The sequence below is a fragment of the Microbacterium sp. NPDC090014 genome (assembly GCF_044748285.1).
Taxonomy (GTDB): Bacteria; Actinomycetota; Actinomycetes; order Actinomycetales; family Microbacteriaceae; genus Microbacterium.
In genome coordinates this window covers 2,694,195-2,719,873 of sequence record NZ_JBIVFS010000001.1, presented here as the reverse complement: position 1 = coordinate 2,719,873, position 25,679 = coordinate 2,694,195, and the positions used below count along the sequence as shown (strand labels likewise).

26 protein-coding genes are annotated in these 25,679 nt (G+C 66.9%); 20 read left to right on the top strand and 6 right to left on the bottom strand.

Annotation, left to right across the window (positions count from 1 at the left end; translation table 11 throughout):
- Nucleotides 1–24 precede the first annotated feature (24 nt).
- The 15 genes from ftsZ (at nucleotide 25) to ACIPV5_RS12980 (ending at nucleotide 15,335) form a co-directional block, all read left to right on the top strand.
- On the top strand, nucleotides 25–1,176 hold the full coding sequence (ftsZ, locus tag ACIPV5_RS13050; protein ID WP_400341168.1) for a cell division protein FtsZ: 1,152 nt from the start codon (nucleotides 25–27) through the stop codon (nucleotides 1,174–1,176).
- Entirely contained in the window at nucleotides 1,173–1,877 is a 705-nt protein-coding gene (locus ACIPV5_RS13045) for a YggS family pyridoxal phosphate-dependent enzyme (RefSeq protein ID WP_400341166.1), read from the top strand. Before ftsZ ends, ACIPV5_RS13045 begins: the two co-directional genes overlap by 4 nt.
- Before the next feature lie 43 nt (nucleotides 1,878–1,920).
- Nucleotides 1,921–2,385 carry a cell division protein SepF gene (locus ACIPV5_RS13040; RefSeq protein ID WP_053096751.1) on the top strand — a complete coding sequence of 155 codons (465 nt, stop codon included), beginning with the start codon at nucleotides 1,921–1,923 and terminating at the stop codon, nucleotides 2,383–2,385.
- 3 nt (nucleotides 2,386–2,388) lie between these two features.
- The gene (locus ACIPV5_RS13035) at nucleotides 2,389–2,688 is read left to right on the top strand and encodes a YggT family protein (protein ID WP_053096749.1); all 300 of its coding nucleotides are present in this window, start codon (nucleotides 2,389–2,391) and stop codon (nucleotides 2,686–2,688) included.
- A 152-nt stretch (nucleotides 2,689–2,840) separates the two neighbouring features.
- Nucleotides 2,841–3,449 carry a DivIVA domain-containing protein gene (locus tag ACIPV5_RS13030; RefSeq protein ID WP_053096747.1) on the top strand — a complete coding sequence of 203 codons (609 nt, stop codon included), beginning with the start codon at nucleotides 2,841–2,843 and terminating at the stop codon, nucleotides 3,447–3,449.
- A gap of 51 nt (nucleotides 3,450–3,500) precedes the next feature.
- A complete protein-coding gene (lspA, locus tag ACIPV5_RS13025; RefSeq protein ID WP_072592313.1) occupies nucleotides 3,501–4,091 on the top strand; it encodes a signal peptidase II in 591 nt (196 codons plus the stop codon).
- A gap of 2 nt (nucleotides 4,092–4,093) precedes the next feature.
- Entirely contained in the window at nucleotides 4,094–5,014 is a 921-nt protein-coding gene (locus ACIPV5_RS13020; protein ID WP_053096743.1) for an RluA family pseudouridine synthase, read from the top strand.
- Nucleotides 5,015–5,056: 42 nt separating this feature from the next.
- On the top strand, nucleotides 5,057–5,656 hold the full coding sequence (locus ACIPV5_RS13015) for a GNAT family N-acetyltransferase (RefSeq protein ID WP_400341164.1): 600 nt from the start codon (nucleotides 5,057–5,059) through the stop codon (nucleotides 5,654–5,656).
- Nucleotides 5,657–5,687: 31 nt separating this feature from the next.
- Nucleotides 5,688–6,272: an RNA polymerase sigma factor gene (locus tag ACIPV5_RS13010; protein ID WP_400341162.1), complete on the top strand. Its 585-nt coding sequence runs from the start codon at nucleotides 5,688–5,690 to the stop codon at nucleotides 6,270–6,272.
- On the top strand, nucleotides 6,259–7,380 hold the full coding sequence (locus ACIPV5_RS13005) for a hypothetical protein (protein WP_400341161.1): 1,122 nt from the start codon (nucleotides 6,259–6,261) through the stop codon (nucleotides 7,378–7,380). Before ACIPV5_RS13010 ends, ACIPV5_RS13005 begins: the two co-directional genes overlap by 14 nt.
- Nucleotides 7,381–7,451: 71 nt before the next feature.
- The gene (dnaE, locus tag ACIPV5_RS13000; protein ID WP_053096735.1) at nucleotides 7,452–10,970 is read left to right on the top strand and encodes a DNA polymerase III subunit alpha; all 3,519 of its coding nucleotides are present in this window, start codon (nucleotides 7,452–7,454) and stop codon (nucleotides 10,968–10,970) included.
- Nucleotides 10,971–11,083: 113 nt separating this feature from the next.
- Nucleotides 11,084–12,514, top strand: coding sequence for a hypothetical protein (locus ACIPV5_RS12995; protein WP_400341160.1), 1,431 nt, complete (start codon nucleotides 11,084–11,086; stop codon nucleotides 12,512–12,514).
- On the top strand, nucleotides 12,514–13,821 hold the full coding sequence (gene hisD, locus ACIPV5_RS12990; protein ID WP_400341277.1) for a histidinol dehydrogenase: 1,308 nt from the start codon (nucleotides 12,514–12,516) through the stop codon (nucleotides 13,819–13,821). The genes ACIPV5_RS12995 and hisD overlap by 1 nt, the downstream gene beginning before the upstream one ends.
- Nucleotides 13,822–13,831: 10 nt before the next feature.
- On the top strand, nucleotides 13,832–14,302 hold the full coding sequence (gene nrdR, locus ACIPV5_RS12985; protein WP_053096729.1) for a transcriptional regulator NrdR: 471 nt from the start codon (nucleotides 13,832–13,834) through the stop codon (nucleotides 14,300–14,302).
- A gap of 10 nt (nucleotides 14,303–14,312) precedes the next feature.
- Nucleotides 14,313–15,335: a quinone-dependent dihydroorotate dehydrogenase gene (locus tag ACIPV5_RS12980; protein ID WP_053096727.1), complete on the top strand. Its 1,023-nt coding sequence runs from the start codon at nucleotides 14,313–14,315 to the stop codon at nucleotides 15,333–15,335.
- 210 nt (nucleotides 15,336–15,545) lie between these two features.
- Here ACIPV5_RS12980 and ACIPV5_RS12975 read toward each other — a convergent pair whose 3' ends face one another.
- Nucleotides 15,546–16,133 carry a DUF3043 domain-containing protein gene (locus ACIPV5_RS12975; protein ID WP_053096724.1) on the bottom strand — a complete coding sequence of 196 codons (588 nt, stop codon included), beginning with the start codon at nucleotides 16,131–16,133 and terminating at the stop codon, nucleotides 15,546–15,548.
- 46 nt (nucleotides 16,134–16,179) lie between these two features.
- Here ACIPV5_RS12975 and ACIPV5_RS12970 point away from each other — a divergent pair, with 46 nt between their 5' ends.
- From ACIPV5_RS12970 to ACIPV5_RS12950, 5 genes are all read left to right on the top strand, one after another.
- Entirely contained in the window at nucleotides 16,180–17,601 is a 1,422-nt protein-coding gene (locus ACIPV5_RS12970; RefSeq protein WP_400341159.1) for a dipeptidase, read from the top strand.
- Between the two features lie 71 nt (nucleotides 17,602–17,672).
- Entirely contained in the window at nucleotides 17,673–18,038 is a 366-nt protein-coding gene (gene erpA, locus ACIPV5_RS12965) for an iron-sulfur cluster insertion protein ErpA (protein WP_053096720.1), read from the top strand.
- A 96-nt stretch (nucleotides 18,039–18,134) separates the two neighbouring features.
- Nucleotides 18,135–19,034: a cytochrome c oxidase subunit II gene (gene coxB, locus ACIPV5_RS12960; RefSeq protein WP_053096718.1), complete on the top strand. Its 900-nt coding sequence runs from the start codon at nucleotides 18,135–18,137 to the stop codon at nucleotides 19,032–19,034.
- Between the two features lie 3 nt (nucleotides 19,035–19,037).
- Nucleotides 19,038–20,771, top strand: coding sequence for a cytochrome c oxidase subunit I (ctaD, locus tag ACIPV5_RS12955; RefSeq protein ID WP_053096716.1), 1,734 nt, complete (start codon nucleotides 19,038–19,040; stop codon nucleotides 20,769–20,771).
- A gap of 3 nt (nucleotides 20,772–20,774) precedes the next feature.
- Nucleotides 20,775–21,209, top strand: a complete 435-nt coding sequence (locus ACIPV5_RS12950) for a cytochrome c oxidase subunit 4 (RefSeq protein WP_053096714.1) — start codon at nucleotides 20,775–20,777, stop codon at nucleotides 21,207–21,209.
- Between the two features lie 57 nt (nucleotides 21,210–21,266).
- On the opposite strand, the gene ACIPV5_RS12945 is transcribed toward ACIPV5_RS12950, so the two are convergent.
- From ACIPV5_RS12945 to ACIPV5_RS12925, 5 genes are all read right to left on the bottom strand, one after another.
- Nucleotides 21,267–21,686 carry a rhodanese-like domain-containing protein gene (locus tag ACIPV5_RS12945; protein ID WP_400341158.1) on the bottom strand — a complete coding sequence of 140 codons (420 nt, stop codon included), beginning with the start codon at nucleotides 21,684–21,686 and terminating at the stop codon, nucleotides 21,267–21,269.
- Nucleotides 21,687–21,771: 85 nt separating this feature from the next.
- Nucleotides 21,772–22,275: a GNAT family N-acetyltransferase gene (locus ACIPV5_RS12940; RefSeq protein WP_285363345.1), complete on the bottom strand. Its 504-nt coding sequence runs from the start codon at nucleotides 22,273–22,275 to the stop codon at nucleotides 21,772–21,774.
- Nucleotides 22,272–22,685: a RidA family protein gene (locus ACIPV5_RS12935; RefSeq protein WP_400341157.1), complete on the bottom strand. Its 414-nt coding sequence runs from the start codon at nucleotides 22,683–22,685 to the stop codon at nucleotides 22,272–22,274. Before ACIPV5_RS12935 ends, ACIPV5_RS12940 begins: the two co-directional genes overlap by 4 nt.
- Before the next feature lie 94 nt (nucleotides 22,686–22,779).
- The gene (locus ACIPV5_RS12930) at nucleotides 22,780–24,594 is read right to left on the bottom strand and encodes a cytochrome bc complex cytochrome b subunit (RefSeq protein ID WP_053096706.1); all 1,815 of its coding nucleotides are present in this window, start codon (nucleotides 24,592–24,594) and stop codon (nucleotides 22,780–22,782) included.
- A complete protein-coding gene (locus tag ACIPV5_RS12925) occupies nucleotides 24,591–25,667 on the bottom strand; it encodes a ubiquinol-cytochrome c reductase iron-sulfur subunit (protein ID WP_042538395.1) in 1,077 nt (358 codons plus the stop codon). Before ACIPV5_RS12925 ends, ACIPV5_RS12930 begins: the two co-directional genes overlap by 4 nt.
- Between the last annotated feature and the right edge of the window lie 12 nt (nucleotides 25,668–25,679).

Below are 25,679 nucleotides of genomic sequence, written 5' to 3'. Positions count from 1 at the left end.
GGCTCGACTATTCGGAGGCCGGCCATGAGCCAGAACCAGAACTACCTCGCCGTGATCAAGGTCGTCGGCGTCGGCGGTGGCGGCGTCAACGCCGTCAACCGCATGATCGATCTCGGGCTCCGCGGAGTCGAGTTCATCGCAGTGAACACCGACGCGCAGGCGCTGCTCATGAGCGATGCCGACGTCAAGCTCGATGTCGGTCGCGAGCTCACTCGCGGACTCGGCGCCGGCGCTGACCCCGAGGTCGGCCGTCGCGCCGCCGAGGATCACGCCGAGGAGATCGAGCAGGCGCTCACCGGTGCCGACATGGTCTTCGTGACCGCCGGCGAGGGCGGTGGAACGGGAACGGGTGGAGCCCCCGTCGTCGCGCGCATCGCGAAGTCGATCGGCGCACTGACCATCGGCGTCGTGACGAAGCCCTTCTCGTTCGAAGGCCGTCGTCGTCAGAGCCAGGCTGAAGCCGGTGTGGTGAAGCTGAAGGAAGAAGTCGACACCCTCATCGTGGTGCCGAACGACCGTCTGCTCGAGATCAGCGATCGCGGCATCTCGATGATCGAGGCCTTCGCGACCGCAGACCAGGTGCTCCTCGCCGGTGTCCAGGGCATCACCGACCTCATCACGACTCCCGGTCTCATCAACCTCGACTTCGCCGACGTCAAGTCGGTCATGCAGGGCGCCGGTTCGGCACTGATGGGAATCGGATCGGCACGCGGTGCCGACCGTGCCATCAAGGCCGCCGAACTCGCGGTCGAGTCGCCGCTCCTCGAGGCCAGCATCGAGGGTGCTCACGGAGTCCTGCTCTCGATCCAGGGTGGTTCGAACCTCGGCATCTTCGAGATCCACGACGCTGCGGACCTCGTGAAGGAAGCCGCGCACCCCGAGGCCAACATCATCTTCGGTACGGTCATCGACGACACGCTCGGCGACGAGGTGCGTGTCACCGTGATCGCGGCCGGCTTCGACAGCGGTGAGCCTTCGCTGCGCCTCGACCCCATGGTCGTCTCGCGGCCCGCCGCGGCCAGCACGCTGCCCGAGGTGGCGCTCTCGAACGACGAGGAGAGCAAGTCCGCTGCCGAGGCGCCCGCGCCCGAGAAGCCGCAGCAGCGCGTCCCGGCGACGAGCATCGAGCCTGCTTTCGCGGACGACGACATCGACATCCCCGAATTCCTGAAGTGACGCAGGCGCAGGGCCAGGCCGGGTCCGGTCTGGCAGCGCGGCTGTCGGCGATCGATCATCGGATCGCCGACGCCGCGCGCCTGGCCGGCAGGGACCCGGCGGAGATCTCCCGCATCGTCGTGACCAAGTTCCACCCGTCGTCGCTCGTTCGCGAGCTGCACGCGCTGGGTGTGCGCGACGTGGGGGAGAACCGCCAGCAGGAGCTCTCGTCGAAGATCGCCGAGCTGACGGACCTCGACCTCCGGTGGCACTTCATCGGGCAGGCTCAGACCAAAAAGGCCGGTGCGATCCGCCGCAGCGCGGATGCCGTGCACTCGGTAGACCGCGACCGGCTGGCCGACGCACTGCATCGGGCGGCTGACGGGGATGACCTTCTCGACGTGCTCGTGCAGGTCAATCTCACCGATGATCACGGACGCGGCGGCGTCGCGCCCGCCGAGGCGGCCTCTCTCGCCGAGCACATCATGACGCTGCCCTCGCTGCGGCTTCGCGGTGTGATGGCGGTCGCGCCGCTCGATGAGGAACCCGCTTCCGCGTTCGCGCGCCTGCACTCGATCGCAGAGAGCGTGCGCGCCGTCGAGCCGTCGGCGACCTGGATGTCCGCAGGGATGACGGGCGATTTCGTCGAGGCCATCGAGGCCGGCGCGACACACCTGCGGATCGGCTCCGCAATCACGGGACCCCGCCCCGACCGGGGTTAACCTGTGAACAGACCAACCCGACACGTTCGAACCGGAGGACACGATGGGTAACCCGCTGAAGAAGACCATGGTGTATCTCGGCCTCGCTGACGAGGAAGAGGTCTACGAGGAGGAGCCGACCCCGGCCCGCTCGCACCGCGAGCGCGAACGCGAGGAGCCCGCTCCCGCGCCCGTGACCCCGCTACGGCGCCCCGTCGCCGTGCGCCAGCCCGCAGGAGGGGCAGTGAACGAGATCCTCACCGTGCACCCGAAGCAGTATCGCGATGCTCAGCTCATCGCGGAGAGCTTCCGCGAGGGTGTGCCGGTCATCATCAATCTCTCGCAGATGAGCGACGCGGACGCCCGCCGTCTGATCGATTTCGCCTCCGGACTCTCGCTCGGCCTGTACGGCCGCATCGAGCGGGTCACGTCGAAGGTCTTCCTCCTGTCGCCGGAGAACATCGCGGTCTCGGGTCACGGGGGAATCGCGCACGCGGACGCCGAGTCCGCGGGCTTCGACCAGTCGTAGACCGTGGGGTTCGTCGTCTCCATCGTCGCCAGCATCGTACATCTGGCTTTGCTGCTGTACCTGCTGGTGCTCTTCGCCCGACTCATTCTCAGCTACATCCCGATGTTCAATCGGGAGTGGCGACCGAAGGGCGCCGGACTCGTCGCGGCTGAGCTCGTCTACACGGTGACCGATCCGCCCGTCCGGTTCTTCCGGCGGATCATCCCTCCTCTGCGAATCGGCTCGCTCTCCCTGGATTTCGGCTTCTCGATCACCATCCTGATCGTGCTGATCCTGATGAGTGTCGTCCGAAGCTTCATCTGAGACCCCTGGGACTTCGGCGCTCTGGAGTGTCGCGGGATCGCGACTGACAGGCTCGGGGACTATGCTTGGCTCCCAGGTGCGCGCCCCGGGTTCGCGCCGAATCTCGACCACGCCATTCCAAACTGGCAACCGAACTCATCGAAGGAGCCACCATGGCACTTACCCCGGATGACGTCGTCACCAAGCAGTTCCAGCACGTCCGCTTCAAGGACGGCTTCGACCCGGACGAGGTCGACGACTTCCTCGACGAGATCGTCATCGAGTGGCGCAAGGCCCTCGAAGAGAACGTCGAACTCAAGGCCAAGCTGGCCGCGTACGAGTCCGGCGATGCACCGGCCGCTCCCGCAGCCGCTGCAGAGGCACCCGCCGCCGTGGTCGAAGAGGCTCCTGCGCCTGCTGCTGCCGCTCCCGCGGAGCCCGCTCCGTCGGGTTCGGCGACTGCGACCGCCGGCATCATCGAGCTCGCTCAGCGCCTTCACGACGAGCACGTCGCCGAGGGTGAGGCCAAGCGCGCCCAGCTCATCGCCGAGGCCGAAGGCGAGGTCAACCGCATCCGCACGGAGGCCGAGGCCAAGCAGCGCGAAGAGTCGGCTCGTCTCGAGCGCGAGCGCAACGCCCTCGAGGCCCGGATCACCGAGCTCCGCAACTTCGAGCGCGATTACCGCTCGCAGCTGCGCGGCTACATCGAGGGTCAGCTCCGCGATCTCGACGAGAAGTCGGCGTCGACGGACTCGACTCCGGTTTCCGCGATCGGACTGTAGGTCGTCCTTTTGCCAGGACGCCGTCCCCTTCGTCGGTCGGCGGCCGGCGCGATAGTTGCGGTTCTCGCAGCGATCGTGCTGGCCGCCGATCAGTTTGTGAAGTATCTCACGACCGAGAACCTGCCGCTCCAGCAGCCGGTGCCGGTGCTCGGTGAGTTCCTTCAGCTGTACTACGTGCGCAACCCCGGCGCAGCGTTCTCGCTCGGATCCGATGTCACATGGATCTTCACCATCGCTCTGGCGGTGGTGGCCGGTGTGATCGTGTGGAAGGCCCTGGGTCTTCAGTCACGCCTCTGGGCCGTCGTCCTGGGCTGCCTGCTCGGTGGAGTGCTCGGAAACCTCACCGATCGTCTCTTCCGCGATCCTGGTTTCCCCATGGGGCACGTGGTCGACATGATCTCGATGCCGTGGATGATGCCGGCGATCTTCAACGTCGCCGACATCTTCATCGTCACCGGGATGATCTCGGTCGCGCTGCTCGTCGTGCTGGGACTCCGCTTCGACGGCACCCGGGAGCGTGACCACGCTCCTGTGGAGACCGATGACGAAGCCGAGGCTGCCGCGTTGGCCGAGGAGACCGGAGGCGAGACCTCTCGCCCGGGTACCGCCTCTCCGGATGCCGCCGCCGCGGACGGACGCTGAGCATGGAATTCCGCACCCTCCCCGTTCCTGACGGGCTGGACGGGACGCGCGTCGACGCGGCACTCGCGAAGATGCTGGGCTTCTCGCGCACCTTCGCCGCCGAGGTCGCCTCGGCGGGCGGCGTGCGCGTCGACGGGGTGACGCTCGACAAGTCCGATCGCCTGCGCGGCGGAGGGTGGCTCGAGGTGGAGTGGCAGCCGAAGGAGGAGCCGCGGATCATCCCGATCGCGGTTCCGGAACTCGGAATCGTCTACGACGACGACGACATCGTCGTGGTCGACAAGCCCACGGGCGTCGCCGCTCATCCCTCGCTCGGATGGGAGGGGCCGACCGTCGTCGGCGCTCTCGCAGCGGCGGGGTTCCGGGTCGCCACGAGTGGCGCTCCGGAGCGGCAGGGGATCGTGCATCGTCTGGATGTCGGCACCAGCGGGCTCATGGTCGTCGCCAAGAGCGAGACGGCGTACTCGTCGCTGAAGCACGCGTTCAAGGAGCGCACGGTGGAGAAGATCTATCACGCCGTCGTCCAGGGGCACCCCGACCCGCTGACGGGGACGATCGATGCTCCGATCGGCCGGCATCCGAATCACTCCTGGAAGTTCGCCGTCGTTCCCGACGGCAAACCGTCGGTGACCCACTATGAGACCCTCGAGGCCTTCCCGGGTGCCTCGCTGCTCGAGATCCATCTCGAGACCGGACGCACGCACCAGATCCGCGTGCACATGGCGGCCCTGCGGCACCCGTGCGCGGGCGACCCGCTCTACGGAGCAGATCCGACGCTGTCGGCACGGCTCGGACTCACCCGACAGTGGCTGCACGCGCACAAGCTCGCCTTCACCCACCCGGCGACGGGGGAATGGGTGCAGTTCGAGTCGGGGTACCCCGCGGATTTCGAACGTGCCCTGGAGATCCTGCGCGGCGAGTGAATCGACGCCGTCGATGTCGGCGGTGTGGGTCAGACTGAGCCCATGAGCATCGAGGTGCGACCCGGTACCGACTTCGACGACGTGGCTGCTCTCGTCGGCCCCAAGAAGCCGACGTCGAACGTGTGCTTCTGCCTGAGCTACCGCATCGGCAGCGCCGAGAACAGGGCGCTGCGAGGCGAGAAGCGAGCGGAGCGCGTGCGTGAGCTCTGCCACCAGGATCCGCCTCCAGGCGTGATCGCGTACCTCGACGATGAACCGGTGGGCTGGGCGGCGGTGCATCCGCGCAGGGAGACGAGCTTCGCGCGCAACAGACTGATCCCGCATGTCGACGATCTCGATGTGTGGTCGCTCTGGTGCATCCGCGTCCGTCCAGGCCATCGGAAACAGGGCATCTCGCACGCTCTGATCGACGGAGCGGTGGCTCATGCGAAGAAGAGCGGCGCCCCCGCGATCGAGGGGTATCCGGTCGACAACCGTGGCGAGACGGTGAATCTCACAATGGCCTACGTCGGCACGATGGGGCTCTTCGAGAGTGCCGGATTCGCGAAGGCGGCCGACACCGGCTCGACGCTCGACGGCTTCCCGCGGGTGCTCATGCGACTCGATCTGCGAGATCCGCGCAACGGATCGAAGAAAGCGTGAACCCGACTGCACGTCAGAGGCAATACATAGTGTGAGCACAGACAGTGAGATCATCCGGCGGTCGCTGAGTCGGCCTGAGGCGTTCGCCGAGCTGTTCGACCGACATGCACGTGCGGTGAACGCGTTCGCGACATATCGGGTGGGTGCCCATGCCGCCGAGGACGTGCTCAGCGAGACCTTTCTCGTCGCCTTCCGCCGTCGAGGGGACTTCGACCTGAGCAAGCACTCAGCCTCTCCCTGGCTGCTCGGAATCGCCTCGCGGCTCATCCGTCGGCACAGAGCCGTCGAGGCACGGCATTGGCGCTCGTTCGCCGCGGTCGTCGGGGAGGACCATACGTCGCTCGGTGGACTCGATGACGCGATGCGGCGCGTGGACGCCGAGCGCGAAGTGCGGGCCCTGCGGCAGAAGATCGCGGCGTTGTCCCCGAAGGATCGGGAGACGCTTCTGCTCTACGCCTGGCAGGGGCTGAGCTACGGAGACATCGCGGAGACTCTCGGTGTGCCTGTGGGCACCGTGCGCTCCCGGTTGAATCGCGTTCGCACGCGACTCGATCCGGCGCGAAAGGCCCGTTCGTTCGAGATGCAGCAGGAAGGAGAAGTCCGTGGACGTGTTTGAGAAGGTTCAGAAGACCAAGCCGGATGTCGATGGTGTGGACTCGCATCTCGACTCGGCCCGCGCTCGACTGATGAGCGAGATCGCCGCGGGGAAGACCTCGGTGTCCGCTCGCCCTGCCGCACCGAAGCGGCTCGTGGCCGGCGTGCTCGTGGGCGCCGCACTGGCGGCCACGGCGGGCGTGCTGGTGATCACGGGGCTCACCGAACAGCCGAAGCCCGTGATCGAGGCCGTTCCGACGCGGGAGCCAGGACAGACGCTGAAGCCGTCGCCGACGCCCGCGCCGACACAGGAGCCGATGACGGCTGCGGGGGCCTTCGGCGCCGCCGCGACTGCGGCTCGGTCGTTCACCGGCCTGACGTTGGCACCGGGACAGTACCTGCGCGTGCACACGCAGTCGGAGCAGATCGTCTATCACCAGCCCGATCCGAACGGCGGGCAGTATCAGGCGGATCGGTCGAACGCTCAGAACGCCTGGCGCGGAAGCTCCTCCTGGAACTCCTATGCGCCGGCCGACCCGACGCAGCAGTGGTTCTTCGCCACCGATCAGCCCTGGACGGTGAGCGACACCTTCGGGCCGGACGCCGCGGCGCTCGCCCAGGCGCACAAGGAGGCGATGGCCTCGGGCGGCGATCCGTACTTCTCGAACGGGCCGTCAGCACCCTGGGCCACCCCGGACGGGTACGGGCTCGTGGCGTTCTTCTCGGCGATGCCCACGGACCCGGCGGCGCTCATCGCGTGGATCCGAGAGAATCAGGGGATCGTCGCGGGCGATCAGGACTACAAGGTCGGGTGGGTCCTCATGGAGCTTCTGTCGTACAACATGGGGTCGGGGGCTGAGCGGGCGACGATGTACGACGCCCTCAGCATGCTTTCCGGGTCTGAGATCGTGTCCGCCGATGCGACCTCGGCGACGCTGCGGTTCTCGGCGTCGACAGAGGCTCTGGCGGGTCAGCCAGCGGTTCAGCGGCGCTCGATCACGATCGACACGACCACGGGGCTCGTCACGGAGACGACCGCGGTGCTCGACGTCGCCTCTTCGCTGATCCCCGCCTCCCTGGCAGACGAGAGGCACGTCTTCACCGTGAGCGTCGTGGACTCGCTCCCCTGAAGCGATGCGGGACCCCGGAGCGGCAGGTGCGGCGACGCTCGATGTCGGATGCCGAAAGTAGACTCGAAGGCATGGCATCCGACTCCTTCGTCCACCTGCACGTGCACAGCGAGTACTCGATGCTCGACGGGGCGGCGAAGATCGCGGCGATGACGCAGGCGGCGGCAGATTACGACATGCCGGCCATCGCCGTGACCGATCACGGCAACACCTTCGCGGCGTTCGAGTTCTACAAGGCGGCGAACGCCGCGGGCGTCAAGCCGATCATCGGTCTCGAGGCCTATGTGACTCCCGGCACGCATCGCAGCGACAAGACGCGTGTGCAATGGGGCTCCCCGGATCAGAAGAGCGACGATGTCTCCGGCTCCGGTGCCTACACCCACATGACGATGTGGAGCGAGAGCACGCAGGGGATGCACAACCTGTTCCGTCTCAGCTCGCTGTCGAGCATGGAGGGCTACTACTTCAAGCCCCGCATGGACCGGGAGCTCCTGCAGACATACGGCAAGGGCCTGATCGCCACCACAGGATGCCCCTCGGGTGAGATCCAGACGCGACTGCGCCTCGGCCAGTACGACGCCGCACGTGCGGCGGCCGCCGAGTTCCAGGACCTGTTCGGCAAGGAGAACTACTTCGCCGAGATTATGGATCACGGTCTCTCCATCGAGCGCAGGGTCATGACCGATCTGATCCGGCTCGCCAAGGATCTGAACATCCCGCTCGTCGGCACCAACGACTCGCACTACACGCACCAGCATGAGGCCGATGCCCATGAGGCGCTGCTGTGCGTGCAGTCCGGTTCGACGCTCGACGATCCCAACCGGTTCAAGTTCGACGGCGACGGATACTACATCAAGACCGCCGCAGAGATGCGTCAGCTGTTCCGCGACCACCCCGAGGCCTGCGACAACACGCTGCTCATCGCCGAGCGGTGCGAAGTCGAATTCAACACCGCGGCCAACTACATGCCGCGCTTCCCCGTGCCGGACGGCGAGACGGAGGACAGCTGGCTCATCAAGGAGGTCGAAGCGGGCCTCCACTACCGATACCCGAGCGGCATCCCCGACAAGGTGCGCAAGCAGGCCGAGTACGAGACCGGCATCATCCTGCAGATGGGGTTCCCCGGCTACTTCCTCGTCGTCGCCGACTTCATCAACTGGGCGAAGGACAACGGAATCCGCGTCGGTCCGGGCCGTGGCTCGGGCGCCGGGTCGATGGTCGCCTACGCCATGAAGATCACCGACCTCGACCCGCTCGAGCACGGTCTCATCTTCGAGCGCTTCCTCAACCCCGACCGCGTCTCGATGCCCGACTTCGACGTCGACTTCGATGACCGTCGCCGCGGCGAGGTCATCGACTACGTGACGAGGAAGTACGGCTCCGAGCGTGTCGCTCAGATCGTCACCTACGGCACGATCAAGTCGAAGCAGGCTCTGAAGGATGCGGGGCGTGTGCTGGGATTCCCGTTCAGCATGGGCGAGCGGCTGACGAAGGCGATGCCGCCGCCCGTCATGGGCAAGGACATGCCTCTCGACGGCATGTTCGACTCGGCGCACCCCCGCTACAAGGAGGCGAGCGAGTTCCGTGCGCTCATCGAGACCGATCCCGAGGCGAAGACGGTCTTCGACCGCGCCCTCGGTCTCGAAGGTCTGAAGCGCCAGTGGGGCGTGCACGCCGCCGGTGTGATCATGTCGTCCGAGCCCCTGCTCGACATCATCCCGATCATGCGCCGCGAGCAGGACGGCCAGATCGTCACCCAGTTCGACTACCCGTCCTGCGAGTCGCTCGGGCTGATCAAGATGGACTTCCTGGGGCTCCGCAACCTCACGATCATCTCGGACGCTCTCGACAACATCCGCACCAACCGCGGGGAGGAGCTCGACCTCGAACACCTCGCCCTGGATGACCGCGGCGCCTACGAGCTGCTCGGTCGCGGCGAATCGCTCGGCGTCTTCCAGCTCGACGGCGGGCCGATGCGATCGCTGATGCGCCTGATGCGTCCGGACAACTTCGGCGACATCTCCGCGCTCATCGCGCTGTACCGCCCGGGTCCGATGGGTGCGAACTCGCACACGAACTATGCGCTGCGCAAGAACGGCCAGCAGCCGATCACACCGATCCACCCGGAGTTCACCGAATCGCTCGCCGACATCCTCGACGAGTCCTACGGCCTGATCATCTACCAGGAGCAGGTGATGGCCATCGCCCAGCGCGTGGCCGGGTTCTCGCTCGGCCAGGCCGACATCCTGCGCCGAGCGATGGGCAAGAAGAAGAAGTCCGAGCTCGACAAGCAGTTCGAGGGCTTCCAAGCCGGCATGCACGCGAACGGGTACTCCGACGGTGCCGTCAACGCGATCTGGGAGATCCTCCTCCCGTTCTCGGACTACGCCTTCAACAAAGCGCACTCGGCGGCATACGGGGTCGTCTCGTACTGGACCGCCTACCTCAAGGCGCACTATCCCGCCGAGTACATGGCCGCGCTGCTCACCAGCGTCGGCGACTCGAAAGACAAGATGGCGCTCTATCTCAACGAGTGCCGTCGAATGGGCATCAAGGTGCTGCCGCCCGATGTCTCAGAGTCGATCAAGTACTTCGCCGCTGTCGGCGACGACATCCGATTCGGGCTCGGTGCCGTCCGCAACGTCGGCAGCAACGTGGTCGAGGGCATCATCGCGGCCCGCAAGGATGAGCGATTCTCCTCGTTCCATCACTTCCTCGAGAAGGTCCCGCTGCACGTCTCGAACAAGCGCACGGTCGAGTCTCTGATCAAGGCCGGCGCGTTCGACTCGATGGGCGACTCGCGCCGTGCGCTGCTCGAAGTCCACGAGGATGCCGTCGAGGCGGCTGTGGATCGCAAGCGGAACGAAGCACAGGGTGCGATCGGCTTCGACTTCGACAGTCTGTACGACGGAATGGAAGAGGCGCCGCCTGCCAAGGTGCCCGCCCGCCCCGAATGGATCAAGAAGGACAAGCTCGCTTTCGAGCGCGAGATGCTCGGGCTCTACGTGTCGGACCACCCCCTGGCCGGGCTCGAGGTGCCTCTGGCGAAGCACGCGTCGATCTCGATCCACAACCTCATCAACTCGGAGGACATGCAGGACGGTGAGCAGGTCACCGTCGCCGGTCTCGTCACGAGCGTGCAGCATCGCGTCGCGAAGGCCAGTGGCAATCCGTACGGAATGATCACCGTCGAGGACTTCAACGGCGAGGTGACGGTCATGTTCATGGGCAAGACGTACACCGAGTTCCAGCACATCCTGCAGCAGGACTCGATCCTCGCCGTGCGCGGCCGGGTGTCGAAGCGTGATGACGGACTCAACCTGCATGCGCAGTCGGCGTTCGCGCCGGATGTCGGTTCCTTCGACGCCGCGGGTCCGCTCTCGCTCGTGCTCGCCGAGCAGAGGGCGACGGAGCGGGTGATGCACGAGCTCGCCGACGTGCTGCGCCGTCACAACGGGGACACCGAGGTCGTGCTGCGGGTGCACCGCGGCGGCACGGCGAAGGTCTTCGACGTGCCGATGCCGGTCAAGGTCTCGGCCGATCTGTTCGGAGATCTCAAATCGCTGCTCGGGCCGACCTGCCTGGGCTGAGCACCAGCGGGCGCTGCCGCTCGATGGGTCCTCACGGACGCACCGGGTAGTATCGGGACGCGTTTGGGTGCACGACGACTAAGGCTCTGCACCGTGGCGAAAGGACCCTCCCCATGAGCACGGAATCACCCTTCCTGAACAGTGACGACTCAGCTGCAGACCGGTCGTCGGCGTCAGACGAGTCACCTCTCGACGAGGACTTCTCCGATGACGACGGCGTCCTCTATGACGATGAGGTGACGCCGGAGTACGGCATCCTCGGATTCACCCTGCGGGAGCTGCTCATCGTCGGCGTGTGGCTGATCGCCTTCATCGCGTCGTTCTTCCCGTACGTCGGGGACTCGTCCATCTGGGGTGCTGGAATCCAGTGGGTCCTCCCGATCGGCGTGCCGACGGTCGCCGTGTTCCTGCTGGTCCTCCGCCGTTTCTCACCCGACGGCATCCGCCGGGTCGGCTCGCTGGGGATCGACCAGTTCGCTTCCGTGGCGTTCTCCGTCTCAGCGGTCTTCTGGCTCGGCGCACTCTGGAACGCCGTCGCGTTCGCGATCGAGTTCGGTGTCTTCGGGCTGCCCTGGAACGGCGTCGTTCAGCTGCTCGCAGCGCTCGCGCTCGTCGTCCTCACGGTCTTCGCTCCGCTGGTGCCCGGCCTCAAGGAAGACTTCCAGGGCCGACTCGTCACGCTCGCGCACCGCAACGCCAATCCGGTCCGACCGGTCATCGCGCGTCCCCGCCCCGAGCCTGCCGCCCCGGGCGCCGACGCTCCCGTCGCCGTCGAGGCCGATACTTCGGCCGACACGGACCTGCGACCTGCGTCGTACGCATCGCCCGCCTCGTCGAGCGATGTCGCTCCTGAGGCCCACACCGCCGCGACGGATGCCGCGCCGACGGCCTACGCGACGGACGCTGCACCGACGGCCTACGTGACGGACGCCTACGGGACGGACGCCGCGCCGACGGCCTACGGGACGGACGCCGCACCGACGGCCTACGCGACGGACGCTGCCCCGACCGCCTACACGACACCCTCGGCGGAGGGGATCGACGTCGAACTGTCCCGTGAGCAGGCGACCGATGAGGTCGCCCGTCTCGATATCGCCGAGCAGGTGCCACTGTCCTCCCACGCGTCGGGCGGGGGGACCGGGACCGAGGAGACGACCTCCGATGAGGAGTACACCCCGGCGTACTCGCGCCGGTCGCGCGGCCAGGAACCCGAGATCGTGTCCGACACCGGAAGCATCGAGTCGCTTCTCGGTGCGACCGCGCGCGATGTCTCGTCGCCCGAGACGACCGCGTTCCCCGCCGTCGAACACGACTCGGACTTCGCCGCGACGAGCCCTCAGGACGCCTACTCGACCCCGCAGCCCTTCTGGATCCTCGCGCCGACCGAGCGGGACGTGCATGACGAACGCGGCGAGGTCATCTTCCGAATCGGACCGAATGCGTGGGCGCTCGTCATCGAGGACCGCGGTGGCGCCTATGTCATCCGACACGACGACGGTCGCATCGGCTACCTGCACGACATCTCAGACATCACGAAGGGCTGATCTTGCGCACGATCGATCTGCGAGGGCGCACGCTCTCGCCGGCTGACATGCTCGCGGCCGTGCCGCGAGCCACCCAGGCACGGGCCGAGGCTCTCGACACCGCCACGCGTATCGTCGACGACGTGCGCGAGCGCGGCGAAGAGGCGCTGCGCGAGCAGGCTGAACGCTTCGATCGTGTCACGGGTCATGAGATCCGCGTGCCCGCGCAGCACATCGCCGATGCTCTCGAGACCCTCGCGCCTGCTGTCCGCGATGCCCTCGACGAGGCGATCCGCCGGGTGCGCATCGCCTCCGAAGCCCAGGTTCCCGAACGTCGGATCACCCGGATCGGCGCCGGCGCGACGATCACCCAACGCTGGCAGCCTGTTCACCGCGCGGGCGTGTACATCCCCGGCGGCAAGGCGGTGTATCCCTCCAGCGTCATCATGAACGTCGTCCCCGCCCAGGTCGCGGGCGTCGAGCAGATCGCGCTCGCTTCACCGCCCCAGGCGGATCAGGGAGGTCGCGTCCACTCCACGATCCTCGCCGCGGCAGGCCTCCTCGGCATCACGGAGGTGTACGCCATCGGCGGCGCCGGCGCCATCGGTTCCTTCGCGCACGGCGTCGCCGGCATCGGACTCGACCCGGTCGACGTGCTGTCAGGGCCCGGCAACAACTACGTCGCCTCCGCCAAGCGGGCGGTGGCCGGGGTCGTCGGCACGGATTCCGAGGCGGGGGCCACCGAGATCCTCGTCGTCGCAGATGCCGCCGCCGACCCGCGTCTCATCGCCGCCGACCTCGTCAGTCAGGCCGAGCACGACGAGCAGGCTTCGGCCGTCCTCGTCACCGACTCGCCTCAGCTCGCCGATCGTGTCGCCGAAGAGGTGGCGCGGCAGGCCGGCGCGACCCGTCACGCGACCCGGGTGGCCGCAGCTCTCGACGGACCGCAGTCCGCGATCGTGCTCGTCGACGACCGTGCCATGGCCACGGCGTTCAGCAATGCCTACGCTCCCGAGCACCTCGAACTGCACCTCGAGGATGCCGAGGACGCCGCCGGCAGCTTCACGAGCGCAGGTGCGGTGTTCGTCGGCGACCACACGCCGGTGAGTCTGGGCGACTACATGGCGGGCAGCAACCATGTTCTGCCGACCGGGGGACAGGCGCGCTATGCGCCGGGACTCGGCGCCTACACGTTCCTTCGTCCGCAGCAGGTGATCTTCTACGATCGGGCCGCCCTGGCCGAGGTCCGTGAAGGGGTCGTCGCCCTCGCCGAGACCGAAGTGCTCCCCGCGCACGGCGAGGCGATCGAGGCGCGTTTCACCGCGTAGGATCGGTCAGATGCACTGCCCCTTCTGCCGTCACTCGGACTCTCGCGTCATCGATTCCCGCACCAGCGACGACGGTCTCTCGATCAGGCGCCGTCGTCAGTGCCCTGAGTGCGGCGGGCGTTTCACGACCACCGAGACGGCCAGCCTCAACGTCATCAAGCGTTCGGGCGTCATGGAGCCGTTCAGTCGCGAGAAGGTGATCTCCGGCGTGCGCAAGGCGTGTCAGGGGCGCCCCGTGACCGAGGCCGATCTGGCGGTCCTCGCTCAGCGTGTCGAGGAGGCCGTGCGGCAGACAGGTGTCTCGCAGCTCGATACGAACGAGATCGGCTTGGCCATCCTCGGACCCCTCCGCGACCTCGATGAGGTCGCATACCTGCGGTTCGCGAGCGTGTATCAGGCTTTCGACTCGCTCGAGGATTTCGAGAGCGCCATCACGGATCTGCGTGCCGACCACGTCAAGCCGGAGCCTGCCGACCGGTAATCTGGCAGGGATGTATCCGCTGCTCTTTCGCGCTGTCCTGTCGCGCTTCGACCCCGAGTTCGCCCATCACGCCGGTATGGCGGTGATCCGCGTGCTCGGAGTGCCGCCGCTCTCCTGGGCGACGCGGGCACTGACGAAGCCGGATCCGTCGCTGCGTGTGGACGCACTCGGACTGAGCTTCTCCTCGCCCTTCGGCATCGCCGCCGGGTTCGACAAGAACGCGATCGGTGTCCGCGGTCTTGCAGCGCTCGGCTTCGGCCACGTCGAGGTCGGCACCGTCACCGCGATCCCGCAGGAGGGCAACCCGAAGCCCCGACTGTTCCGGCTGATCGCCGATCGTGCGGTCATCAACCGCATGGGATTCAACAACGAGGGCGCGGATGCCGCGGCCCGGCGCCTCGCGCGGTTGCGTCGCGGCGCCCCTGACACGGTCATCGGAGTCAACATCGGCAAGAGCCGTGTCGTCGACGTCGAGGACGCCACTGCCGACTACGTCGCTTCGGCGACGCGGCTGGCCCCGCTGGCCGACTACCTGGCCGTCAACGTCTCGTCCCCGAACACCCCGGGTCTTCGGGGACTGCAGGCGGTGGAGACCCTGGCTCCGCTGCTCAGGGCGGTGCGCGCGGCATCCGGAAAGACTCCGCTGCTCGTCAAGATCGCCCCCGATCTGGCTGACGACGAGATCGCCGCGATCGCGAAGCTCGCCGTCGGCGAGGGCCTCGCCGGCATCATCGCGCACAACACAACGATCAGCAGGGATGGACTCACGACGGACGCGGCGACGGTCGCGGGCATCGGAGCGGGCGGCCTCTCCGGCGCGCCCCTCAAGGAGCGCTCGCTTCAGGTGCTGCGTCTGGTTCGCTCGACCGTGCCCGCCGAGTTCTGCGTCATCGCCGTCGGGGGAGTGGAGACGCCCGCGGACGTGCAGGAGCGACTCGAAGCGGGCGCGACGCTCGTGCAGGGCTACACGGCGTTCCTGTACCGCGGTCCGTTCTGGGGACGCGAGATCAACCGGGGCCTGGTCGCACGCTGAGAAGCTGCGCGTACGAACAAGAGAGGCGGGGGGGGGGGGGGTGGGGGGGGGGGGGGGGGGCCGGGGGGGGGGGGGGGGGGGGGGGGGGGGGGGGGGGGGGGCGCGGGCGGGGGGGGGGGGGGCCCCCCCCCCCGCCCCCCCCCCCCCCCGCCGGCCCCCCCCCCCCCCCCCCCCCCCCCCCCCCCCCGCCTCTCTCGATGATTCAGGGGATCAGGCGGGGCGGTCGCCGCGCTTGACCTGCGGCTTGGGCAGACGCATGAACCGCATCTGCAGCGACCGCATCGCGGCGTACCAGCCGAGACCGCGCTCCATGCGGTCCTTGCCGAACTTCGCGGCGACCTTGCGCTTGACGCGCATCCCCAGCAGGATCATGCCGCCGATCGCGAGGATCAGGTACGCCATCATGACCAGGTACGCCCAGCCGGCGATCGCGAAGCCGCCGATGGCGAGGTTGGCCGGAAGGAGCGAGATGAGGATGACGAGCACCATGACGCCCATCACGAACTCGGCGGGGTGCCATCCGGCGTCCACGTAGTCGCGGACCCAGCGGCGCTGCGGGCCCTTGTCGCGAGCCGGGAGGTACTTCTCCTCGCCGGCCGCCAGACCGGCCTGCGCGCGGTTGCGTCGCTCGCTGAGCTCGGCGCGCGCTGCGGCCTTGGCCTCCTTGGTGTTCGCGACCAGAGGACGGCGGCGGGCCGCTTCCTGCTCGGCCCGGGTCGGCGTCGCGCGTCCCTTGCCCGACGCGGTCGTCTCGGCGGCGTCGTCGTTCGTCGAAGGGGGGACAGGGGTAGTGGCCACGAGGTTCCTCGGTTCAGTGAAGGCGGATCACCTTAAGATTACTCGCATGACATCTCCTGCCCAGCCCGGCGACCAGAATCTGTCCAGCGAACGCGAGCCGGCCGTCCTCGAGGCCGCAGCCACAGGGTTCCCGGCCGCGCTGAGCGACCTGGGCGCACTCGTCCGCATCCCCGGCATGGCCTGGCCTGCGTTCGACCAGACACAGCTCGAACGCAGCTCGGAGGCGGTCGCCGCGCTCGCGACGGCGACGGGGGTCTTCGACGACGTGCGAGTGCTGCGCGCCGCGATCCCCGGCACCGACGAGCACGGGCAGCCTGCCGTGCTCGCGACGCGTGCTGCGCGCAACGGCAAGCCGACGATCCTGCTCTACGCGCACCACGACGTGCAGCCTCCGGGAGACGACGCGCTGTGGGAGACGCCGCCGTTCGAACCAACGGTGCGCGACGGACGCCTGTACGGGCGCGGAGCCGCCGATGACAAAGCGGGCATCATGGCGCACATCGCCGCGATCCGCGCTGTGGCCGAGGTCGTCGGAGACGAACTCGAGCTCGGGATCGCGATGTTCATCGAGGGGGAGGAGGAGTACGGATCGCGCTCCTTCGCTCAGTTCCTCGCGGACAACAAGGAAGCGCTCCGGGCGGATGCGATCGTGGTCGCCGACTCTGGCAACTGGGATTCGGTCACCCCCGGCCTCACCGTCTCGCTCCGTGGCAATGCGCGCTTCACCGTGCGCGTGCGCACCCTCGACCACGCGTCCCACTCGGGCATGTTCGGCGGAGCGGTTCCGGACGCCATGATGGCCACGGTGAGGATGCTCGCCACGCTCTGGAACGAGGACGGCTCCGTCGCCGTCGAGGGGATGACCGAGCGCGACGCGCCGACGCCGGAGTACACCGAGGAGACGCTCCGCGATGAAGCGGGTCTTCTTCCTGGCACGTCTCCGGTCGGCGGCGGGAGCATTCTCAGCCGGATCTGGAACAAGCCGGCGGTCACGGTCATCGGGATCGATGCGACGAGCGTCGCCGCGGCGTCGAACACCCTCCTTCCCGAGGTGACGGTGGTCGTGAGCGCGCGCGTCGCGCCAGGGCAGACGGGGGAGGAGGCGTATGCCGCCCTCGAGGCGCATCTGCGCGCGAACGCGCCGTTCGGTGCGGAGCTGACCTTCACCGACGTCGACCTGGGAAACGGCTTCCTCGTCGACACCAGCGGCTGGGCGGTCGCCCTCACCCGCGATGCGATGCGCGACGGGTACGGTGTGCCGCCGGTCGACCTCGGCGTCGGCGGTTCGATCCCGTTCATCGCTGATCTGGTGCGGGAGTTCCCCGACGCGCAGATTCTCGTGACCGGCGTCGAGGACCCGCACTCGCGTGCCCACAGCCCGAATGAATCGCTGCACCTCGACACGTTCCGCCATGCGGTCGCGACCGAGGCTCTGCTGCTCTCGCGCATGAACGACATCATCATCTGAGCCGCATCCGCGAGCCTGAGGGTAAAATCGAGATACCAGCCGTGCAAGCGCGGCCCGTCACAAGGAGCGACATGAGCGACACCACACTGACTTCGGCAGAGACCACCCAGGCGCACGGCGTGAAGCTGACCGATGCCGCGGCCACGAAGGTCAAGAACCTTCTCGAGCAGGAGGGCCGCGATGACCTGCGTCTGCGCGTAGCCGTTCAGCCCGGCGGATGCTCCGGCCTGATCTACCAGCTGTACTTCGACGAGCGATTCCTCGAGGGCGACGAGACCGTCGACTTCGACGGCGTCGAGGTCATCATCGACAACATGAGCGTCCCGTACCTCGACGGCGCCTCCATCGACTTCAAGGACACGATCTCGGAGCAGGGCTTCACGATCGACAACCCCAACGCCGCAGGCAGCTGCGCCTGCGGAGACAGCTTCCACTGATCCGAACCCCTCCGCCAACCTGCGTGGTTGGCATGAATCAGGTGTGAGGTTGCCCTAGACTTGGGTGTGCCCTGTCCGCAATCTGAAAGGTGCATCGTGCCCTCGAAACGCCGCCTTCGTTGGGCCGCTCTCCCCCTGGGAGTAGCGGCAGCCGTGGCCCTGGCGGGATGTACTGCCACTGAGCTGAACGGTTACCTCCCGGGCTTCGTGGAGGGTGAGCCTGCGGCCACCAACCAGACCGAGCGCGTCTCGTCGCTCTGGGTCAACTCCTGGATCGTCCTCCTCGCCGTCGGCGTGATCACCTGGGGCCTGATGGCCTGGGCCGCGATCGCCTACCGTCGCCGGAAGGGTCAGACCGGACTGCCCGTGCAGATGCGGTACAACATGCCGATCGAGATCTTCTACACGGTCGTGCCGCTGATCCTCGTGCTGGGCATGTTCTTCTTCACCGCGCGTGACCAGTCGGCGATCGAGACGAAGTGGGACGAACCCGACGTCGAGATCACGGCCATCGCCAAGCAGTGGGCGTGGGACTTCCAGTACGACGGTGAAGAAGAGGACAACTCCGACGCCGTCTGGACGATGGGAATCCAGGCCCAGCCGGACGCGGACGGCACCATCGATCAGGCGCAGCTTCCGACGCTGGTGCTGCCGGTCGACCAGAAGGTCACGATCAACCTGCAGTCCCGCGATGTCATCCACTCGTTCTGGATCATCGACTTCCTGTACAAGAAGGACATGTACATCGGGAAGGACAACTCCTGGTCCTTCATCCCGACCCGAGTCGGCGAGTACGCCGGCAAGTGCGCCGAGCTCTGCGGCGAGTACCACTCGATGATGCTCTTCAACGTCAAGGTCGTCGAGCAGGACGAGTACGACGCCTACCTCCAGACTCTCGAGGAGGAAGGCAACACGGGAGACATCACGGACGCGTACGACCGTCTGTCGAACTACCCGGGGACCACCGCCCCGACCTCCGAGGAAGGAGAGGAGTAAGCCATGTCGACCACTGAAGCCCCCCGCACCGACGAGGCCCCTCGCTCTCGACCCACCACCCTGCCCGCACGTCAGGCTGCTCTCATGAGCTCGTCGCGTGTCGAGCAGAAGGGCAACATCGTCGTCAAGTGGATCACCTCCACCGACCACAAGACGATCGGGTACATGTACCTCATCGCCTCGGTGCTGTTCTTCCTCCTCGGCGGCGTGATGGCACTCGTCATCCGTGCAGAGCTCTTCGCTCCGGGAATGCAGATCATCCCGACCAAGGAGCAGTACAACCAGCTCTTCACGATGCACGGCACGATCATGCTGCTGATGTTCGCGACACCGCTGTTCGCCGGATTCGCCAACGCGATCCTGCCGCTGCAGCTCGGCGCCCCGGACGTCGCCTTCCCGCGTCTGAACGCGTTCGCGTTCTGGCTGTTCCTCTTCGGCTCGACGATCGCCGTCGCCGGCTTCCTCACCCCCCAGGGTGCGGCCTCGTTCGGATGGTTCGCCTATCAGCCGCTCGCCAGTGCGTCCTTCTCTCCGGGTGCCGGTGGAAACCTCTGGATGCTGGGTCTCGGCATCTCGGGCTTCGGAACCATCCTCGGCGCCGTGAACTTCATCACCACGGTGATCACGATGCGCGCACCGGGTATGACGATGTGGCGCATGCCGATCTTCTCGTGGAACACGCTCATCACGAGCCTCCTCATCCTGATGGCCTTCCCGGTGCTCGCCGCCGCGATCTTCGCCGCAGGTGCGGACCGCGTGCTCGGCGCTCACATCTACGACCCGGCCAACGGCGGTGTCCTGCTCTGGCAGCACCTGTTCTGGTTCTTCGGTCACCCTGAGGTCTACATCATCGCTCTGCCGTTCTTCGGCATCGTCTCCGAGATCTTCCCGGTCTTCAGCCGCAAGCCGATCTTCGGATACAAGACGCTCGTGTACGCGACGATCGCGATCGCCGCACTGTCCGTCGCCGTGTGGGCTCACCACATGTACGTGACCGGCTCTGTGCTGCTGCCGTTCTTCGCCCTCATGACGATGCTCATCGCAGTGCCGACGGGTGTGAAGATCTTCAACTGGATCGGCACGCTGTGGCGTGGATCGGTGACCTTCGAGACCCCGATGGTGTTCGCACTCGGCTTCCTGGTGTCGTTCGTCTTCGGTGGCCTGACCGGTGTCATCCTCGCGGCTCCGCCGCTGGACTTCCACCTGTCCGACTCGTACTTCGTGGTCGCGCACTTCCACTACGTCGTCTTCGGCACCGTCGTGTTCGCCATGTTCGCCGGGTTCTACTTCTGGTGGCCGAAGTGGACCGGACGCATGCTCAACGAGCGCCTGGGCTATGTGCACTTCTGGATGCTGTTCATCGGCTTCCACATGACGTTCCTCATCCAGCACTGGCTGGGCGTCGACGGCATGGTGCGTCGCTACGCCGACTACTCGCCGGAAGACGGATGGACGTGGGGCAACCAGGTCTCGACGATCGGCGCGATCATCCTCGGTGCCTCGATGCTGCCCTTCTTCCTGAACGTGTGGATCACGGCTCGCAAGGCTCCGAAGGTCACGGTGAACGACCCGTGGGGCTACGGCGCTTCGCTCGAGTGGGCGACGTCCTGCCCGCCGCCGCGTCACAACTTCACGTCGATCCCGCGTATCCGCAGTGAGCGTCCCGCGTTCGACCTGAACCATCCCGAGGCTGCGGAGTTCACGCCCGCTGCGCCCGGCGAGCGAGAGGGCCACTGAGCCATGCGCGACAATGTCATCCTCTGGTGGGTCCTGACCGCCTTCTTCGCCCTGGTCGGCGTCGTCTACACCGGCTGGCACATCCTCGCCACGCCGTCGGACAACTTCGCCGCGCGGATCGAATGGGTCGGCACCGTGGCGCTGTTCTTCGCCGCGTTCATGGGCGCGATGATCGCGTTCTACCTCGACCGCACGCACAAGGCTCAGAACGGCGAATTGCCTGAGGACATCCTCACGAGCGACATCGACGACGGAGACCCCGAGCTCGGCGAGTTCAGCCCCTGGTCCTGGTGGCCGATCGTCCTCGCGGGTTCCGCTGCCGTCTTCGTCGTGGGACTGGCCGTCGGACACTTCCTGCTTCCGATCGGCCTGGCGATCTTCGTCGTCGCGATCGTCGGCTGGGTCTACGAGTACTACCGCGGGAACTTCGCCCGCTGATCTGCATGCAGAAAGCCCCTGGGATCTCCATCCCAGGGGCTTCTGCATGTCCTGTCGCTACGCGCGGCTGCGGACCCGGGCGATGCCCGTCAGCGGGTCGACAGGCCGACGGTGGACGCCGTCGGCGTCCTCCACGGGATAGCCCTCCCTGACCCAATACTCGAACCCGCCGATCATCTCGCGCACGGCGTAGCCGAGCTTCGCGAACTCCAGAGCGCCTTTCGCGCCGGCGTTGCACCCCGGGCTCCAGCAGTAGACGACGACGGCGGCGTCGAGGGGGATCTCGGCAGGAGCGCGGCTCGCGATCTCGCTGTAGTGCATCTGTGTCGCTCCAGCGACGCGTCCCTGCGCCCACGCTTCCTCTGAGCGGACATCGATGATGACGATGTCGTCTCCGGAGCGGAGAGCGGCATACACATCGCTCGCATCGGTCTCGTAGGTGAGCTTGGCGGCGTAGTAGTCAGCGCGATCGATCATGCGCTCAGCCTAGGCAACGGCGCGAGGTCCCGCCGTCATCATCCGGACGGCGGCGCACTGGATTCCGCCAATGTGGACTGCAGGCTCAGAGCTCCACTGTCATCTGGACGCGGCGTCCGTATCGGTCGAGGCCGAGGGAGGCCTCGGTCTCCACCAGGCCGCGCTGGAACGGCGTCTCGGGGATGCTCTCGAGGAACCCGCACGACGCGTAGAAGGGCGCGTTCCACGGGATCTCGGCATAGGTCCGCAAGGTCATGCGCGTGTAGCCGCGATCCCGCGCCTCATCGAGTGCAGCGCTCACAAGGCGGCGACCGAATCCCTGTCGTCCCACGGTGGGGAGGACAGACAGCTGTTCGAGGTGCGCATGACCGTCGGAGTCCAGGACATGGACGAAACCCACAGGGGAGGAGCCCTCTGACTCTTCCAGAACGAGAACGAATCCCGGCTCGGCGAGGCGTTCGGCACCGTTCGCAGCGGGAGGCCAGACTGGCGCCCCCAGACTGTCGATCAGGAGAGCGTCAGCCTGGGCCTCGATGGCGGTCAGGAGCTCCGCATCCTCGGACGTGGCGGGCCTGATCGCAGCGCTCATCGGTTCGCCTCCGCGATCGCAGCGACCGCTTCGATCTCCACCAGCTGGTCGTCGTACCCCAGCACGGTGACGCCCATGAGTGTGCTCGGTACGTCGTGCTCCGCGAAGGCCTCGTGAACGACGTTCCATGCCGTGACCAGATCAGCCTGAGACGACGACGCCACGAGGACCCGCGTGCTGATGACGTCGGCGATCGTGGCGCCACTGGCGCGCAGCGCGAGATCGAGGGTCTCCAGGCAACGTGACGCTTGCGCGGCGTAGTCGCCGGGGGCCGTGGTGGTTCCGTCGTCCTCGAGCGGGCAGGCGCCGGCGAGGAAGATGAGTCGGGAGCCCGCCGGAGCAGTTGCCGCGTGGGCATAGGGGGCGGCAGCGAGATCGGCGGATCGGATGAGTTGGACTGCGGAGCTCATGGCACGATCCTTCCACGTTCACTTGAGAGCCTTCCGGACATGAAGAAGGCCCTGTCCGGAACGGACAGGGCCTTCTTGCGGGGGAGCGGCGATGTTACTCGTCGTCCTCGGACTTCTTCTTGCGAGGCTTCTTCACCGGCTCGGTCGCGATGACCGTGCTGGGAGTGTTCGCCGTCTCGTCGACGTGCGTCTCGCTGACCGTGATCGGAGCGTCGGGGACGCCGGCGCGCTCATGGGCGCCCTGGATCTCCGCCGCCTCGGTCTCATCGTTCTGAGCCGTGACGTGGTGCTGGTGAGCGTCCGCAGCTTCGATCTCCGCCTGCGTGAGCGGCGCGAGCCGGTCCTCGAAGAACCACCGTGAGATGGAAGAACGGAGGTTCTCCGTCCACGAGATTCGTCCCTTCGCGTTCGGACGCACGACCAGAGGCTCGTAGTTGTCCACATCGATGAGCTTCCAGCGGTCGTACGTGTCGACCGGCTGGTGCACCTCGATGAACTCGCCGCCGGGAAGGCGGACGATGCGGCCGGACTCGAAACCGTGCAGCACGATCTCGCGGTCCTTCTTCTGCAGCGCGAGCGCGATCCGCTTGGCGATGAAGTAGCCGAGGACCGGTCCGACGAACAGCAGCGCCTGGAGCGCGTGGATCACGCCCTCCATTGTCAGCATGAAGTGCGTCGCGATGAGGTCGGAGGATGCTGCAGCCCACAGGACGGCGTAGAAGATCACGCCGGCGACGCCGATCGCGGTGCGGGTCGCCGCGTTGCGCGGACGCTGAGCGATGTGGTGCTCGCGCTTGTCTCCCGTGATCCACGCCTCGATGAAGGGGTAGATCGCGACGAGCACGATGAAGAGCCCGAGGACGACCAGCGGCAGCAGGATCCCGAACGACCAGGTGCGATCGAGGAAGACCACGTCGAGGTTGGACGGAGCGAGGCGCAGGGCGCCGTCCGCGAATCCGATGTACCAGTCAGGCTGAGTACCGGCGGAAACGGGGGAGGGGTCGTACGGGCCGTAGTTCCAGATCGGGTTGATCTGGAAGAACGTCGCGATCAGCACGATCGTGCCGAAGACGATGAACAGGTAGCCGCCCATCTTCGACATGTACACCGGCATCATCGGGTAGCCGACGACGTTGTCGTTCGTACGGCCGGGGCCGGCGAACTGCGTGTGCTTGTTGACGATCATCAGCATGAGGTGCACGGCGATGAGGCCGATCACCAGCAACGGCAGCAGCAGGATGTGCAGCGTGTACAGGCGACCGACGATGTCCGTACCCGGGAACTCGCCGCCGAAGAGGAGGAACGAGGTCCAGGTTCCGATCAGCGGGATGCCCTTGATCATGCCGTCGATGATGCGGAGACCGTTGCCCGAGAGCAGGTCGTCGGGAAGCGAGTATCCGGTGAAGCCCTCGGCCATCGCCAGGACGAACAGCACGAAGCCGATCACCCAGTTGAGCTCGCGGGGCTTGCGGAATGCGCCGGTGAAGAACACGCGCAGCATGTGCACGCCGATTCCCGCGACGAAGACGAGTGCGGCCCAGTGGTGGATCTGGCGAACCAGGAGACCACCGCGGAGGTCGAACGAGATGTGCAGCGACGACTCGAGTGCCGCCGACATCTCGATGCCGCGCATCGGAGCATAGGCGCCCGTGTAGTGCGTCTCGACCATGGAGGCCTGGAAGAAGAACGTCAGGAAGGTTCCGGACAGGAACACGACCACGAAGCTCCACAGCGCGATCTCACCGAGCATGAACGACCAGTGGTCGGGGAAGATCTTGCGTCCGAGCTCCTTGACGAAGCCGGAGATGCTGGTGCGCTCATCGATGTAGTTCGACGCGGCGCCGACGAATCGGCCGCCGAGAGGCGCCTTGTTGTCCTTGTCCTCTTTGGACAGCGTTGCGGTGCTCAATGGCGCTCCCAGAAGCTCGGGCCGACGGGCTCGGTGAAGTCACTGCGTGCGACGAGGTAGCCCTCGTCGTCGACGGTGATGGGCAGCTGCGGCAGCGGACGCGCGGCAGGTCCGAAGATGACCTTGGCGTGATCCGTGACGTCGAACTGCGACTGGTGGCAGGGGCAGAGGAGGTGGTGCGTCTGCTGCTCGTAGAGTGCCACCGGGCATCCGACGTGCGTGCAGACCTTCGAGTACGCGACGATGCCGTCGTACGACCAGTCCTTGCGGTCTTCGGCCTCGATGAGCTGCTCGGGGCGCAGGCGCATCATCAGCACAATGGCCTTGGCCTTCTCCTCGAGGTAGCCGTCGTGGTGGCTGAGCTCTGCGAGATCCTCGGGGATCACGTGGAATGCGGATCCGAGGGTCACATCCGCTGCACGGATCGGGGTGCCGTCGGGGTCGCGCACGAGACGCTGGCCCTTCTCCCACATGGTGTGCTTCAGCAGCGTGACCGGATCGCCCGCGGTGGGGTCGTCGGGTGTGCTGTGCGGAGCGAGACCGCGGAAGAGCGTGACACCGGGGATGATCGAGGCCACGATCGCCGCGAACAGCGAGTTGCGGATCATCGTGCGTCGTCCGAAACCGGACTCCTCGTTGGCGGTGGCGAACGCCTCGACGACCGCCTCTCGCGTCGAGTCCTTGCCCCGAGTGGGGTGACGGTGCTCGATGTGCTCCTTGTCGCTCATCAGCGCCTTGGACCAGTGGATCGCGCCGATGCCGATCGAGAGCAGCGCGAGTGCGATGCCCAGACCGATGAAGAGGTTGTTCTGACGGATGTCGATGAGCGCGCCGCTCTCGATGGGGAAGAGCATGTAGGCGGCGACCGCCCAGATGCTTCCTGCCAGCGAGAGATAGAACAGCGTGTAGACCGTGCGCTCTGCAGCCTTCTCAGCGCGCGGGTCCTTGTCGGTCATCCGCGCGCGGTGCGGCGGCAGCCCCGGGTTCTGCACGGGATCGCTGACTGCGACACCCAGCCCCGGAGAGGGCTGGTAGGCCCTGTCAAGAGCCTGCGAGTCGTCGTCGTGTGCCATGGTGCTCCTCGT